This is a genomic window from Peribacillus sp. P4_C12 (assembly GCF_056402095.1).
In genome coordinates, this window is the sequence record NZ_JBFUIB010000666.1 from 1 (window position 1) to 1729 (window position 1729).

2 protein-coding genes are annotated in these 1729 nt (G+C 43.0%); both read left to right on the forward strand.

Annotated features, from left to right (window positions below; all coding sequences use genetic code 11):
- Nucleotides 1-661: NAD(P)/FAD-dependent oxidoreductase (locus AC1DUW_RS27780; protein ID WP_477644047.1), on the forward strand; the 661-nt coding region annotated here is incomplete at its 5' end.
- Nucleotides 662-674: 13 nt separating this feature from the next.
- Nucleotides 675-1729: aldehyde dehydrogenase family protein (locus tag AC1DUW_RS27785; protein WP_477644048.1), on the forward strand; the 1055-nt coding region annotated here is incomplete at its 3' end.

Genomic DNA, 1729 nt, shown 5'->3' on the forward strand with positions numbered 1-1729 from the left:
TTCGAAAGCACTATCTATTGAGTACGGTCAAAACAGTGTGAAAGTTGTAACAGAAAAAGGTGCTGTTACTGCGAAAGACATTATTGTCGCTACAGATGGTTACTCCGGAAAAATCATGAATGAACTGAACAAAGGCGTACTGCCAATTTCGGCACGTATTATTGCTACTGAACAGCTTTCAGAATCACTGGTGAGTACCGTCATTCCTAAAGATCACATGGTTTTTGATACAAGCAATTTCCTTTACTATTTCCGACGTACACCAGATAATCGGATCGTATTTGGCGGTGGCGATATTCGTCCAAACTTAGGCGATACCGTTTATCAAAGTGTTTACGATGCCATGGTTAAAATAATGCCAAAACTAGTAGGAAGCAAAATTGAATACCGTTGGGGTGGATTTATCGGGGTTACAATTGATACGTTCCCGGTTATCGGCAGATCCAAAGAAGGCGCATATTTCGCAACGGGTTATACGGGCCACGGCGCTTCCCTCTCGACATTGTTTGGTAAGTTATTGGCACAATGGATCGTTAAGGGGAGTGCAGGTGGATATCGATTTGAAAAGGAACGCCTCAAATCATTCCCGTTCTATAATCAGAAAACGATGCTGGTAAATCTAGCGCATATTGGTTTCAAACTGAAAGATATTATTGCGTAAAGGAGAGTTGTTTATGAAAATTAACATGTTCATTGACGGGAAATGGGTAGAAGCGTTATCCGGTGCTAGACGAAACATTATCAATCCTGCAACCGGAGAGGTGATCGCAACGTCTGCTGATGGATCAGCAGACGATGCGAAGATAGCAATCAAGGCGGCTCGTAAAGCGTTTGACAGCGGAATCTGGTCGAATTTATCGGCTGATGAAAGAGCTGACTATCTCTATAAGATTGCAGACCGTCTTGAAGAGAAGACAGCTGAAATTGCACGTTTGGAAACTGAAAATAACGGTAAGGTTATTCGTGCAACCACCTATGTGGATATTCCAGTATCGATTCAATGCTTCCGATATTATGCTGACTTGATCAAAGGCATGAAAAAGGAATCTTACACTCGTGCTGATTCTTCGGAAACAATGATTATTCATGATCCGATTGGTGTTTGTGGACTTATTGTACCTTGGAATTTCCCGCTTATGTTAGCTGTTTGGCAAATTGCTCCTGCACTCGCCGCAGGGAATACAATTGTACTTAAGCCTGCTGAGGTCACTCCTGTAAGCGTATTCAAATTATTTGAAATTATCGAAGAGATCGGACTTCCGGCCGGAGTGGCAAACTTGGTATTGGGACCTGGATCAAAAGTTGGGAATGAGCTTGCCGAGAGCCATGATGTTGACAAGATTGCCTTTACCGGCGGAACAAAAACAGGCCAAAGCATTATGCGCGCAGCTGCGGGCAATATGAAAAAAATCACACTTGAACTGGGTGGTAAATCTCCACTTATTGTGTTCGACGATGTGGATTTTGAAACTGCAGTCGAGAATGCGATGTTTGGTATTTTCCACAATGCTGGGCAAGTTTGTTCAGCTGCATCTCGTTTGCTTGTACAAGAGACCATTTACGATAAGTTTGTTGAAAGATTGGCCGAGCGTGCAAGCAAAATTGTAGTTGGCAACGGGGAAAGCGAAAACATTGAAATGGGAGCCCTCACAAACGAGCCTCATATGAATGAAGTTTTACATTACATCAAGAGCGGAATCGAAGAGGGGGCAAAATTAGTTTGTGGTGG